The sequence below is a fragment of the Peribacillus sp. B65 genome, assembly GCF_058513295.1.
Map to the genome: position 1 here is coordinate 5455175 of NZ_CP195840.1, position 12879 is coordinate 5468053.

Annotated in this window: 13 protein-coding genes, 1 tRNA gene, 1 other RNA gene and 1 other annotated feature; of the genes, 11 read left to right on the plus strand and 4 right to left on the minus strand. The window is 40.9% G+C overall.

All coding sequences use genetic code 11. The annotated features are described in order from the left end of the window. Positions 1 to 46: 46 nt before the first annotated feature. A complete protein-coding gene (locus ACSR9O_RS26980) occupies positions 47 to 1012 on the minus strand; it encodes a YaaC family protein (protein ID WP_491725400.1) in 966 nt (321 codons plus the stop codon). 112 nt (positions 1013 to 1124) lie between these two features. On the opposite strand from ACSR9O_RS26980, the gene guaB reads away from it, so the two are divergent. The 4 genes from guaB to ACSR9O_RS27000 all read left to right on the plus strand — a co-directional run bounded on the left by guaB (position 1125) and on the right by ACSR9O_RS27000 (position 5941). Beyond that, on the plus strand, positions 1125 to 2588 hold the full coding sequence (guaB, locus tag ACSR9O_RS26985; RefSeq protein ID WP_101226085.1) for an IMP dehydrogenase: 1464 nt from the start codon (positions 1125 to 1127) through the stop codon (positions 2586 to 2588). A 173-nt stretch (positions 2589 to 2761) separates the two neighbouring features. Next, complete coding sequence (locus tag ACSR9O_RS26990; protein WP_230178923.1) at positions 2762 to 4081, plus strand: D-alanyl-D-alanine carboxypeptidase family protein; 1320 nt, start codon at positions 2762 to 2764, stop codon at positions 4079 to 4081. 69 nt (positions 4082 to 4150) lie between these two features. Continuing rightward, positions 4151 to 4376: a binding site (T-box leader), on the plus strand. Between the two features lie 63 nt (positions 4377 to 4439). Further along, the gene (serS, locus tag ACSR9O_RS26995) at positions 4440 to 5717 is read left to right on the plus strand and encodes a serine--tRNA ligase (RefSeq protein ID WP_260358077.1); all 1278 of its coding nucleotides are present in this window, start codon (positions 4440 to 4442) and stop codon (positions 5715 to 5717) included. Positions 5718 to 5848: 131 nt separating this feature from the next. Further along, positions 5849 to 5941, plus strand: a tRNA-Ser gene (locus tag ACSR9O_RS27000). A gap of 120 nt (positions 5942 to 6061) precedes the next feature. On the opposite strand, the gene ACSR9O_RS27005 is transcribed toward ACSR9O_RS27000, so the two are convergent. The 3 genes from ACSR9O_RS27005 to ACSR9O_RS27015 form a co-directional block, all read right to left on the minus strand. Further along, positions 6062 to 6733 carry a deoxynucleoside kinase gene (locus tag ACSR9O_RS27005; protein ID WP_491725401.1) on the minus strand — a complete coding sequence of 224 codons (672 nt, stop codon included), beginning with the start codon at positions 6731 to 6733 and terminating at the stop codon, positions 6062 to 6064. Then, a complete protein-coding gene (locus ACSR9O_RS27010) occupies positions 6711 to 7370 on the minus strand; it encodes a deoxynucleoside kinase (protein ID WP_402945632.1) in 660 nt (219 codons plus the stop codon). Before ACSR9O_RS27010 ends, ACSR9O_RS27005 begins: the two co-directional genes overlap by 23 nt. Before the next feature lie 178 nt (positions 7371 to 7548). Then, a complete protein-coding gene (locus ACSR9O_RS27015) occupies positions 7549 to 8094 on the minus strand; it encodes a cysteine hydrolase family protein (protein WP_491725402.1) in 546 nt (181 codons plus the stop codon). A 139-nt stretch (positions 8095 to 8233) separates the two neighbouring features. Here ACSR9O_RS27015 and tadA point away from each other — a divergent pair, with 139 nt between their 5' ends. From tadA to ACSR9O_RS27050, 7 genes are all read left to right on the plus strand, one after another. Further along, positions 8234 to 8740: a tRNA adenosine(34) deaminase TadA gene (tadA, locus tag ACSR9O_RS27020; RefSeq protein ID WP_459735722.1), complete on the plus strand. Its 507-nt coding sequence runs from the start codon at positions 8234 to 8236 to the stop codon at positions 8738 to 8740. A 146-nt stretch (positions 8741 to 8886) separates the two neighbouring features. Beyond that, positions 8887 to 9151: signal recognition particle sRNA large type (gene ffs, locus ACSR9O_RS27025), an RNA gene on the plus strand. Positions 9152 to 9334: 183 nt separating this feature from the next. After that, positions 9335 to 11023 carry a DNA polymerase III subunit gamma/tau gene (gene dnaX, locus ACSR9O_RS27030; protein ID WP_260358075.1) on the plus strand — a complete coding sequence of 563 codons (1689 nt, stop codon included), beginning with the start codon at positions 9335 to 9337 and terminating at the stop codon, positions 11021 to 11023. 21 nt (positions 11024 to 11044) lie between these two features. After that, entirely contained in the window at positions 11045 to 11362 is a 318-nt protein-coding gene (locus ACSR9O_RS27035) for a YbaB/EbfC family nucleoid-associated protein (protein ID WP_101226088.1), read from the plus strand. A gap of 60 nt (positions 11363 to 11422) precedes the next feature. Beyond that, positions 11423 to 12019: a recombination mediator RecR gene (gene recR, locus ACSR9O_RS27040; RefSeq protein WP_034316264.1), complete on the plus strand. Its 597-nt coding sequence runs from the start codon at positions 11423 to 11425 to the stop codon at positions 12017 to 12019. Positions 12020 to 12039: 20 nt separating this feature from the next. Then, on the plus strand, positions 12040 to 12258 hold the full coding sequence (locus tag ACSR9O_RS27045; protein WP_491725403.1) for a YaaL family protein: 219 nt from the start codon (positions 12040 to 12042) through the stop codon (positions 12256 to 12258). Positions 12259 to 12361: 103 nt separating this feature from the next. Then, positions 12362 to 12631: a pro-sigmaK processing inhibitor BofA family protein gene (locus ACSR9O_RS27050; RefSeq protein WP_387552124.1), complete on the plus strand. Its 270-nt coding sequence runs from the start codon at positions 12362 to 12364 to the stop codon at positions 12629 to 12631. Positions 12632 to 12879: the final 248 nt, after the last annotated feature.

The following is a 12879-nucleotide window of genomic DNA, read 5'->3' on the forward strand; positions in this document are numbered from 1 at the left end:
TCTTCGTTTAATACCAGATCAATACACCAAATGGATGTTGAAGGGATCAAAGGTGGAACCTTCCGGACTTGATCCATTCAAATATTAAGAATGGCACCTTAGCTTGGCTTATTTTAAGGAATTGAACAATGCAGGGGTAATCATCATTAGGCATGGTTTTCAACAGTTCTGCCCACCATTCTGTTTCATAACGAGCTATTATGCTAAGGTTATAAGAAATCAAATAATGGATCAAAAGTTCAGGTAATGAAAAAGCTGACGAATCTTTGTTTAGTGATAGCATGAACTGTCCTTCTGCTAAATTATACCGTATTGGGGACGTGGCATTATGATTGGGGACGCCATCTGTTTTAAAATGCAGTGTCCCAGGAGCTTCTGAAATACTGTAAACTTGATTCGTTTTTGCTTTCAAAAATTCTTCCAACCGACTGCTGGACATCTGATAGCTATCCAATACAGCTGAAGGTAATTGAAAGCCATTCAAAGATGGTAACATGGCGATGAAATTTTTCTTTGAAACCGACCATGTAAAGTTTTGCATATCTGGGATTTCCTTCATTAATGTTCCCATGGAAAACTTTTCACCTTCCAGATGCTTGATGTGAAATAACTTCTCGGCAATGCAGGTGAAAAGTCCATTCTTTTGCGTTTTCACTTCGTCCTTTAAAAATTCATATTGTTGTTTTTTCTTTTTTCTCGTTGTTACCCCATGGGCAAGCATCGAAGTTGATTCCGGATAGTTAGGATCAATCGTGAGCAGACAAGCCTTTAACAATTGTGCGAATCCATAAAATGTCAGTATTGGTTGTATGGAAAGTGGTGCAATGGCAGCCTGATTATAATAAGTTTTAGCATGTTCAAGATGGTAAATAAATGGATAACAATTATCGTAACTTTTTATTTCCGCTTCTGCTATTTTTTCGTGCGTGTAACATTTTTGTAAAAAAAGTTGTGAGGAAGATGCGGAAAAAAAAGGTGTATATTTATCGAAATTATCATTGTTTTCAGGCATTGCAGCTATCCTCCGAATTAATAGAATAATCAAACTTTTATTTCTCTTCTTGACAGTAGTATGTCCTATTGATAACCTACAAATAATATTTTTAAGCAGGAGGGGAAAATAAATGTGGGAAAATAAATTTGCAAAAGAAGGTTTAACCTTTGATGATGTCCTATTAATTCCAGCGAAATCAGAGGTTTTGCCGAAAGATGTTAACCTTCAAGTCAACTTAGCTGAAAACTTAAGGCTCAACCTTCCTATCATCAGCGCAGGAATGGATACCGTGACGGAAGCTGAGATGGCAATTGCCATGGCTCGTCAAGGCGGATTGGGTATCATTCATAAAAATATGTCCATTGAAGCACAAGCTGAACTGGTGGATAAAGTAAAACGTTCAGAAAGCGGTGTAATTACCGATCCATTTTTCTTAACGCCGGATCACCAAGTATTCGATGCAGAGCATTTAATGGGTAAATATCGCATTTCAGGTGTTCCTGTAGTCAACAATATAGAGGATCAAAAGCTTGTGGGTATCATTACAAACCGTGATTTGCGATTTATTTCCGATTTTTCCTTGAAGATTTCCAGTGTCATGACTGTAGAGAATCTGGTCACAGCGCCAGTGGGAACTAACTTGGAACAAGCAGAGAAGATTCTTCAAAAATACAAAATTGAAAAGCTTCCCCTTGTGGACGATAATGGTGTCCTTAAAGGACTTATTACGATCAAGGATATCGAGAAAGTCATCGAGTTCCCGAATTCGGCGAAAGATAAGCAAGGAAGATTACTTGCAGGTGCTGCAGTCGGCGTGACCAAGGATACAATGAAGCGTGTCGAAATGCTGGTTAAATCCCATGTCGATGCAATTGTACTTGATACTGCTCACGGTCATTCAGAAGGCGTCCTTGAAATGGTGAAGGAAATCCGCGGGACATATCCTGAATTGACGATCATTGCCGGTAATGTGGCAACAGCCGAAGGTACGAAAGCATTGATTGAAGCTGGAGCTGATGTAGTGAAAGTGGGAATCGGACCTGGGTCAATCTGTACGACAAGGGTTGTAGCTGGTGTAGGTGTTCCGCAAATCACGGCAGTCTTCGATTGTGCGACAGAAGCAAGAAAACATGGTAAAACGATCATTGCTGATGGCGGAATCAAATACTCTGGTGATATCGTTAAAGCCCTAGCTGCAGGCGGACATGCAGTAATGCTTGGCAGTATGCTTGCCGGTGTAACTGAAAGCCCAGGCGAAACGGAAATTTTCCAAGGCCGCCGATTTAAAGTGTATCGGGGTATGGGCTCTGTTGCTGCAATGGAAAAGGGATCTAAAGATCGCTACTTCCAAGAAGATAACAAAAAATTCGTACCGGAAGGCATCGAAGGCCGCCTTCCATATAAAGGACCTTTATCAGATACCATTTTCCAGCTGATTGGCGGCATTCGTTCAGGTATGGGATATTGCGGTACAGCAACATTGGAAGAGTTGAGGGAAAACTCTCAATTTGTCAAAATGACTGGTGCCGGATTAAGGGAAAGCCATCCTCATGATGTCCAAATTACAAAAGAAGCACCGAACTACTCAATGTAATGAATTTAACATATAATCGTCATTAAAATTTATTGTTAAAATAGACAGAGTCTGCGATTACTCTGTCTATTTTTTTTATTTTTTCTGTGATAAACTAGACAAGGTGTCAAGGGAATTACATAAAGTTTCTTCTTTGTAATAGAGATTAGCTTAAAAGTTGGAGGTATTGGAAATTGAAAAAAATCAGCAAGATGACCCTCATTTTCACTTTTGTTTTTGTTCTTGTTATGTCGCAATTTGCCTATCAACCGGGGGAAGCTGTTGCTGAATCTGATAATTTAGGTTTAAAAGCAGAGGCAGCCATCATCATTGATGGTGAAACAGGACAAATCGTGTATGAAAAAAATGCCGATAAAGTATTAGGGATTGCATCCATGTCTAAAATGATGACAGAGTACATCATAATGGAGTCAATTGAAAATGGGAAAATCAGTTGGGATCAAAAAGTTAAAATAAATAAATACGTACATGACCTTTCAAAAGCACCCAATTTGTCGAATGTCGGGTTAACGGAAGGTGAAGATTATACAGTTAAGGAACTATATCAAGCTATGGCCGTCTATTCCGGAAATGCGGCAACAGTAGCTTTAGCACAGCTAGTTTCCGGAAGTGAAAAGAGCTTCGTTAAGTTAATGAACGAAAAAGCGAAGGAATTAGGCTTGAAAAACCATAAATTCGTTAATGCCAGCGGCTTGAATAACAGCGATTTATTAGGGCAATTTCCTTCAGGTGATGAAGATGATGAAAATATCATGACAGCAAAAGATACTGCACTTCTTGCTTATCGTTTAATAAATGATTATCCGGAAGTGTTGAAAATCGCCAGCATCCCTAAATTGAAGTTCCGTGATGGAAAAGAATATCCGAACTTCAACTGGATGCTGCCTGGACTGATATTTGAATATAAAGGCGTAGATGGACTAAAAACGGGATCTACTGACTTTGCCGGATATGGACACACAGGGACGGTTATCCAGGACGGTCAGCGCTATATCACGGTGGTCATGAAGTCCACTAATAAAAACGAACGTTTTGCGGATAGCACTAAGCTTATGAATTATGCTTATGCAACCTTTAAAAAGGACAAAGTCCTTCCTGCCAACTACCAGGTGAAAGGGAAAGAAACACTTTCAGTAGTGAAAGGCAAGGAAAAAGACGTTAAGATTCAATCTGAAAAAGCGATCGAGCTACTTGTTGAAAATGGTGAGAAAGACAACTATAAAACAGATTTAGTGATCGATAAAAACAAATTGAATGATGATGGTAAGCTGACTGCACCAATCAAAAAAGGTGAAAAGCTAGGTTATATCACAGTCACTCCTAAAAAAGGTGAAGATTACGGGTACATCAACGGAGATCAGGTTAAGGTTAACGTCGTAGCTGCTGAATCTGTAGAAAAGGCAAACTGGTTCGTACTATCAATGCGAGCGGTTGGCGGATTCTTTGGTGACGTATGGAGCAGTGTAGCTTCCACTGTTAAAGGCTGGTTTTAAGTTTCACGTATAAAACGGTTGCGTAATGTATAAAATTATAGTACATTATGGAAAACAATCTGATTATATAAGAAAGCAATGACAGGAAATAGTAACAAGTATTTCTTTCTATAGAGAGCCGATGGCTGGTGGAAATCGGTGTGAGAGTTTTGTGAATCCCTCCTGGAGCAGAGTATGGAAAGCCCTTTTGGGTCAGTAAGTACTTTCGGTTAAAAGCCGTTATCGTGATAAGTGGTAGGCGTTTTAGATGGGCCTTCAACTAGGGTGGCAACGCGGGTTAACTCTCGTCCCTTCTTCAGGGGACGGGAGTTTTTTGCGTTCTTTGATAAAACATAAAAATATTAAGGAGGAACTGAAAATGTTGGATTTGAAATATGTAAGAAATAATTTTGAAGAAGTGAAGCGTGTATTGCAATTTAGAGGAGAAGATTTGACCGATTTAGGTAAATTCGAGGAACTGGATGTAAAGCGTCGGGCTTTGATTGCTGAGACGGAAAAGTTGAAAAGCCAAAGAAATGAAGTTTCACAGCAAGTGGCCGTATTGAAACGGGAAAAAAAAGACGCAGATCAGCTGATTGCCCAAATGCGTGAAGTTGGTGACCGTATCAAAGGATTCGATGATGAACTTCGTGAAGTGGAAGCCCAGTTGGAAACATTACTTCTTTCCATTCCGAACATTCCGCATGAAAGTGTGCCTGTTGGTGAGACGGAAGACGATAATGTCGAAATCCGTAAATGGGGAGAACTACCGGAATTCAAGTTTGAACCGAAACCACACTGGGATGTAGCCGGAGATCTAGGCATCCTGGATTTTGAACGGGCAGCAAAAGTGACCGGAAGCCGATTTGTATTTTATAGGGGCCTTGGTGCTCGATTAGAACGTGCATTAATTAGCTTTATGTTAGACCTTCATGTTGAGGAACATGGATATGAAGAAATGCTGCCACCATATATGGTTAACCGTGCAAGCATGACTGGCACAGGTCAATTGCCAAAATTCGAAGAGGATGCTTTCCGTATTGAAAGTGATGATTACTTCTTGATTCCTACAGCTGAAGTCCCGGTGACAAACTTCCATCGTGATGAAATCATGAGCATGGACGATCTGCCGATAAGCTATGCGGCATACAGTGCTTCTTTCCGTTCAGAGGCAGGATCTGCAGGTCGTGATACACGCGGGTTAATTCGTCAGCACCAGTTCAATAAAGTTGAACTAGTGAAATTCGTGAAGCCGGAAGATTCTTATGCAGAGTTGGAAAACCTTACAGGGCATGCCGAAAAGGTCCTTCAATTGCTAGGTCTTCCATACCGAGTGCTAAGCATGTGTACGGGAGATCTTGGTTTCACAGCTGCTAAAAAGTATGATATCGAGGTTTGGATCCCGAGCTATGGAACGTACCGCGAAATTTCTTCTTGCAGTAACTTTGAAGCATTCCAGGCTAGACGGGCAAATATCCGCTTCAGACGTGATGCAAAAGGTAAACCGGAACACGTCCATACTCTAAATGGATCAGGTTTGGCAATCGGACGTACAGTCGCAGCCCTTTTGGAAAATTATCAGCAGGAAGATGGCAGTGTTATCATTCCTGAAGTATTACGTCCATATATGCGAGGTGCGGAAGTCATAAAACCGTAAGTCAAAAGGAATCAGCTTCCGTTTAAAGAGGCTGATTCTCCTTTTTATCTAAGTTTGAAAATTATTTTAAAAAACTTTATAGAGGGCTTGACTTTAATTTTAAATCCATGTAACATAATAAATGTTGATACGGAGGTATACCCAAGTTCGGCTGAAGGGATCGGTCTTGAAAACCGACAGGGGAGTCAAATCCCGCGGGGGTTCGAATCCCTCTACCTCCTCCATAACTTATTAATAACCACAGCGCATAAATTGGATATCGATGAATTCCGTTACAGATATGTAACGGAATTTTTGTTTTCTAATATATTAAAAAACCACCGGATAACCGGTGGTTTTTCTGTTTATACATTTCGCAGCAACTTGGTTTGCTCCATATATTCGGCAATCCGTTTTATAAGAGGTTCGATGCTTGCTTCATCCTGCATAAGGTCATATTCGTTTATATTTAATCGAAGGATAGGGCAAGCGTTGAATTGATCAATCCATTCTTCGTAACGGCCGTGCATTTCCTGCCAATATTCAATTGGGGTATGCTGTTCCATTGGACGGCCTCGCTCTTGGATCCGGTCTAGGATATCATCGAGCGAACCTTCGAGATAGATAAGTAAATCAGGGTGCGGGAAGTATGGCGTCATTACCATGGCGTTGAAAAGGCTTGTATACGTTTCGTAGTCCACATCATTCATCGTGCCTTTTTCATAATGCATTTTTGCAAATATCCCGGTGTCTTCATAAATGGAACGGTCTTGGATAAAACCGCCGCCATATTCGAAGATTTTTTTTTGCTCTTTAAAACGTTCAGCGAGGAAATAAATTTGCAGGTGGAAACTCCAGCGATTAAAATCATCGTAAAACTTATCCAGGTAGGGGTTCGTATCAACCTTTTCAAATGATGTCCTGAATTGAAGGGCATCAGCTAACGCATTGGTCATGGTCGATTTTCCTACGCCAACCGTCCCTGCTATCGTAATGACGGCGTTGTTTGGAATATTATATTTCTTTCGTAAGTTCATTTGACTTTACTCCTTTGTGCAGGGCATTCTCTATTTGGCTGATTATCGTTTTCAAATCATCCTTGTTCCCGACAAAATCCAGCTCATCTCCGTTGAATGTAAGAACAGGGATATCAGGGTGCTGTTTCTCAAATGTTTTCATGAATGTTCGATAATCCGCGGATAACTGCTCTAAATATATGGAGGATATATTTTCTTCGAATTCACGACCTCTTTTACCGATTCGGGAGAGAAGAGTATCAAGACTTGCGTTTAAATAAATCACCATATTAGGTTTAGGCATATCCCGTGTTAAAATATTGAATATCTCAAGGTATTTATTGTATTGTTCGTTCTTTAACGTTCTTTCAGCAAATATCAAGTTCTTGAATATATGATAATCAGCCACCACGGCTTGGTCATTAGTAAGATACTTTTTTTCGATATCTTCCAATTGTTTATAACGGTTACACAGAAAAAACATTTCTGTTTGAAAGCTCCACTCATCAATATCTTTATAGAATTTCCCGAGAAATGGATTTTCATCGACAATTTCCCTTAATAATGAAATCTGAAAATGATCTGCGATAACTTTTGCAAGTGATGTTTTTCCCACGCCGATTGGACCTTCGACAGTGATAAATGGGGTGGATTTCATCCAATCTGTCCTCCTTCATGAGGTATCAAGCTGAAATTCCCGGTCATAGGATTTTCGCCAAGAGATATTGTATCACAGACTTGGGACTTTAGTGACATTTTTGTCAGGTTGATAAAGAAAGAGAATGAAAGAGTGTTATTGGGGGGATGTAGGTTAGTGCCCTTGTTCGGTTGAAGGCTTAAATGTCTTCACCTTCTTTTATGGATGCCTTGAGAACATGGTTCATCATCTTTAATGCGTAATGATTATCTTCCTTTGATGCAGAAGCGATGCAATCCTTCGGAATCCATAATTTATATTCCCGCATGTAGGCATCATTGGCTGTGAATAGGACGCAGATGTTTCCGGCTATTCCAGTAATGATCAATGTTTCCACGTTTAATCGTTTAAGCAGTGTATTGAGTGCCGTCCCATAAAATGCGGAGTGCTTCGGCTTGATGAGAAAGAATTCGTCTTGTTGAGGTTTTATTCTTTCGATTATTGAGGCATTTCCTTCATTCTTACATCTGGCAATAATTTTATCGAAGTCAGCCTGCCATAAATCATAATGATCGTTGATATAAATGATTGGAAAACCCTTTTCTTTCATTTGTTTTTTCAATTTCAAAATCGGATCGACGATAGGCTTCGTATGTGCCAGGAGCATATTCCCGTATTTGAAATCAAAATCATTGATCATATCGATGATAAGCAATGCAAAAGAAGGCGTTTCAGGTCGATTCATGGTATATCCTCCTATATTGTGAGAATTTACTTGCAGCACGTATGCCGCATGCGTTACTATTCATTAGAACAAGTAGTATGACCTTTATTTTGTCTTATATTTGTCTGTTTACTCCTACTTAATATAAGGGGGTTTTTTTTTGAAGGATGATGTTTATTACATGAATTTAGCCATAATGGAAGCGAAAAAGGCGCAGATGTTGAATGAAGTGCCGATTGGCGCTTTAATCGTGATAGATGATCAAGTTATTTCGACGGGGCATAACCTGAGGGAAACGGAACAGAATGCGACGGCACATGCGGAGCTGCTTGCGATCAACGAGGCTTGCAAGGCACTTGGCAATTGGCGTCTTGAAGATGCAACATTATATGTAACGCTGGAGCCTTGTCCCATGTGTGCTGGTGCCATCTTGCAATCAAGGGTAAAAAGGGTTGTTTTTGGAGCCCATGACCCAAAGGCTGGCTGTGCGGGGACATTCATGGATTTACTCCAAGATGAACGCTTCAACCATCAATGTGATGTAACAAGCGGTGTATTAGGGGAAGAGTGCGGCTGGATATTGACTTCTTTTTTTAAAGAGCTTAGGAATAGAAAGAAAATGTTGAAAAGAGATCAAGCACTCAAAATTGCCGAGGAAAATAAATAGGTGAAAAACGAATGTTGAAATGAGGCTTTGCTTCATTTGATAAATTTGGAATCAAACTGTCCATGAACAACACTTGCGTTTTTTTTGTTACCTTAGTATAATGAATTATGCGTCGACATGACGCTTTGAAATTGGTATTACTTTTGCCGTGCTAGACGGGGAGGTAGCGGTGCCCTGTACTCGCAATCCGCTCTAGCGAGGTTGAATCCCTTCTCGAGGTTAGCATTCTGTAGGGCCTGCCTTAAGTAAGTGGTGTTGACGCCCGGGTCCTGCGCAATGGGACTCCATGAACCATGTCAGGTCCGGAAGGAAGCAGCATTAAGTGGAAGTTCTCATGTGCCGCAGGGTTGCCTGGGCCGAGCTAACTGCTTAAGTAACGCTTATGGTTGCTAATCGACAGAAGGTGCACGGCAGTTATTTTACATAAACAAAAAACTCATTCGTTTCGGGTGGGTTTTTTTTTATGCCAAGAAGGTAAAGCGCTTGGCATTTTTGAAAAAAATGAGGCAATGATAGAATTTCTTTTTAGACTTTGATATAAAGGAAATCAGTAATGTATAATAAACAAGGTGGAGAAAAAAAGGAGGGATTTCCGTGGGGTATCAAGCATTATACCGGGTATGGCGGCCACAACAATTCATTGATGTAGTCGGGCAGGAACATGTAACGAAAACGTTGCAGAATGCCTTGGTCGGGCAGAAGGTTTCGCATGCCTACTTATTTTCCGGTCCGCGTGGAACAGGGAAAACAAGTGCCGCCAAAATTCTGGCAAAGGCAGTGAATTGTGAGCATGCCCCGACAAGTGAGCCCTGTAACGAATGTGCTACCTGCCGCGGAATCACCGATGGCTCCATATCAGATGTTATAGAAATTGATGCAGCATCCAATAATGGTGTCGAGGAAATCCGTGACATTCGTGATAAGGTCAAATATGCACCGAACGCGGTTACATATAAAGTTTATATCATTGATGAGGTACACATGCTATCACAAGGTGCTTTCAATGCACTTTTAAAGACATTGGAAGAGCCCCCGAAGCACGTGATTTTTATATTGGCTACGACTGAACCTCATAAGATTCCGCTAACGATCATTTCCCGTTGCCAAAGGTTTGATTTTAAAAGGATCCAGCCCCAAGATATAGTTGGCAGGATGTCACAGATCATCGCAGAAACAGGTGTTTCATGTGATGAACAAGCCCTGCATATCATTGCGAGGGCAGCCGAAGGCGGGATGCGGGATGCACTAAGCCTTCTTGATCAAGCGATATCCTTCAGTTCAGAGACGGTTTCTGTGGAAGATGCATTGACTGTCACCGGTTCTGTTTCGCAGGCGTTTTTAAGCCGGCTGGCAAAAGCTATATATGATAAAGAAGTAGCGGTGGCACTTGAAGTCCTTGAAGAATTGCTGGCCATGGGAAAAGACCCGGCCCGGTTCATTGAAGACATGATTTATTATTTCCGTGACATGCTTTTGTTTCAAACGGCACCGGCACTGGCAGAATCCTTCGAGCGTGTTTTGATAGATCCCCAATTTAAGGAATTGGCAGAAGTGATCTCTTCTGAATCGATTTACTCCATTATCGAAAGCTTCAATCAAACACAGCAGGATATGAAATGGACAAATCATCCAAGGATTTTCCTTGAAGTGGCACTTGTGAAATTATGTAATGAGCAAAGGCCAAATCAAAATGATAACGGGCAGCTACAGCAGCTGCAGCAGAAAATAGAAGATTTAGAGAAGAAATTGATTGAAATGCAGAAAAACGGCATTCCGGCAGCCATGACTGAAAAGCCTGCAGAGCAGGCTAAGGCGCAAAGGGCCGTTAAAAAGGCATATAAAGCACCTGCCGGAAAGATCAATCAAGTTTTGAAACAAGCTACAAAGCCAGGTCTTAATGCTGTGAAAAGTAAGTGGGGGGAAGTGCTTGAGCAGTTAGGACAGCAAAACCAAAAGTCATTGGCAGCTTTATTAACGGAGGCAGAACCTGTTGCTGCGTCAACTGAAGCTTTTGTGGTAAAATTCAAATATGATATTCATTGTCAAATGGCAATGGAAAATAACCGTTTCGTGGAAGTGATAGCCTCGATCATGCAGCAATTGACCGGACACCGAATGGAGATAGCTGGAGTTCCGGAGAGCCAGTGGCAAAGGTTGCGGGAGGACTTCATCTCAACACAGCAGTTCGACGGTCCCGAAGAAACGGAATCAAAAGAAGAAGATCCCTTTATAGCAGAGGCTAGGAAATTAGTCGGCGATGATTTACTTGAAATTAAAGAATAATTGGAGGTAAGAAAAATGGGTATGCGCGGTGGTAATATGCAGAACATGATGAAACAAATGCAAAAGATGCAAAAGAAGATGGCAGAGGCACAAGAAGAATTAGGTGAAAAAAAGGTTGAAGGAACTGCTGGCGGCGGAATGGTAACGGTCATCGTGACTGGACATAAAGAAATCGTCGATGTAATCATCAAACCGGAAGTTGTCGATCCGGATGATATCGATATGCTTCAGGATTTAGTTCTGGCTGCGACTAACGATGCTTTGAAAAAGGCGGAAGAACTGACAAACCAAACGATGGGACAATTCACTAAGGGAATGAACCTTCCGGGTATGTTTTAAGCAAGTTCAAAAGAAACTTCCTTTCAGGAGGTTTCTTTTGAAATTTTTAGGAGGAATTCGATGCATTATCCAGAACCAATTTCCAAGCTCATTGACAGTTTTATGAAATTGCCGGGGATTGGTCCTAAAACGGCTGCTCGATTAGCCTTTCATGTACTAAGCATGAAGGAAGATACTGTTTTGGATTTTGCAAAGGCACTTGTTAATGCTAAGCGGAATCTTATGTATTGCTCAGTCTGTGGTCATATTACAGATCAAGATCCCTGTTATATCTGCGAAGATCAAAAGAGGGACAGAAGTTTGATTTGTGTGGTTCAGGACCCTAAAGATGTAATAGCTATGGAAAAGATGAGAGAGTTCAATGGTTTATACCATGTACTGCATGGCAGTATTTCCCCGATGGACGGAATCGGTCCGGAAGATATAAATATTCCTGATTTATTAAAGCGCCTGCAAGATGAAACAGTGCTGGAGGTCATTTTGGCTACTAATCCTAACATTGAAGGTGAAGCGACAGCCATGTATATTTCGCGGTTGCTTAGACCTTCAGGAATCAAAGTGACCCGAATTGCCCACGGACTTCCTGTTGGCGGAGATTTGGAGTATGCGGATGAAGTGACGCTATCAAAAGCAATTGAAGGAAGAAGAGAAATATAAGGTAGCTGGGAGGACTTCACTTGTTCTTTCGTAAAAAAAAGAAACTTCGGAATGAATTCAATGATTCATTAATCGAAGAGCTTGAACAGTTGAAATGGAATTGGCATAATCAAAAATCATTACTTGAAAAAAGCGTTGATCCATCTGAGGAAGTAATCGCCCAAGCGAGACTGGCGGAAGTGAAATATTTCTACTTATTCAGGGAAGTTAAAAGAAGGAATGTTCGCTTAAAAAGATGATAAGGAAATGGCTGTGAAGGATTTCGCATTCCTCATGGCCATTTTTTCAGTTCTTAATCCATCGTTCCCTTCATATAAGTGTAGTACAAGCTTGCGGGGAGGAATGAGTTTGGAACCAGTTGTCTTTGTTGCCGTAATTGGCGGCCTGATTTTAATGCTCCTTATTATCGGGGCGCCATTAAGACCCGTCCGGTTCATAGGGCAGGGGATTATAAAGATCATTATCGGTGCAGCATTTTTGTTCTTTTTGAATACACTTGGGAATCAAGCGGGCATTCATGTCCCTATCAACCCTGTTACCTCGGCAGTCGCCGGCTTGCTTGGAATACCGGGAGTTGCCGCTTTGGCAGCCATTGGCTATTGGATTATCTAAAGGAATTGCGTAGAAGTCATTCGTATGAAAACCTCATGGATATTTCCTTGGGGTTTTTATCATGTTATAGTTTTTTTAAAAAAAACTAATTAAACCATTGACGATAACTCATCAACCTGATAATATATTAGGAGTCGCCAATAACGACATCGCAAATTGCTCAATCAAAAAACAATTTAAAAAAGTTGTTGACATTAGATTGGGTAAGTGATAAGATAATAAAGTCGCTTACGAAGTAACGACGATAA